This is a genomic window from Halomonas sp. V046 (genome assembly GCF_052645355.1).
The window spans coordinates 1-263 of the sequence record NZ_JBQXYF010000077.1 but is presented as its reverse complement, the minus strand read 5'-3'; the positions used below and the strand labels follow the sequence as shown (position 1 = coordinate 263).

Below are 263 nucleotides of genomic sequence, written 5' to 3'. Positions count from 1 at the left end.
GACGTGCCGGACGCCGTCGACGATGACGGCGGCGAGATCAACGAGAACACCCCGATCACCGTCGACGTGCTGGCCAATGACGTCGCCGGCGCCGATGGCCCGCTGACCCTGACCGGGGCGACCCTGGATGACCCGACCCAAGGGTCGGTGACCTTCAACGCCGCCGATGGCACGGTGACCTTCACCCCGGCGGATGGCTTCGACGGCGAGGCCGTGATCAGCTACAGCGTGGTCGATGCCGACGGTGATACCGACAGCGCCAC

The 263-nt window shown here is 68.4% G+C and carries 1 protein-coding gene; it reads left to right on the top strand.

All coding sequences use genetic code 11. The annotated features are described in order from the left end of the window. A partial coding sequence (locus ACUN9Y_RS22320) for an Ig-like domain-containing protein (protein ID WP_445462927.1) occupies positions 1–263 on the top strand: 263 nt, incomplete at both ends.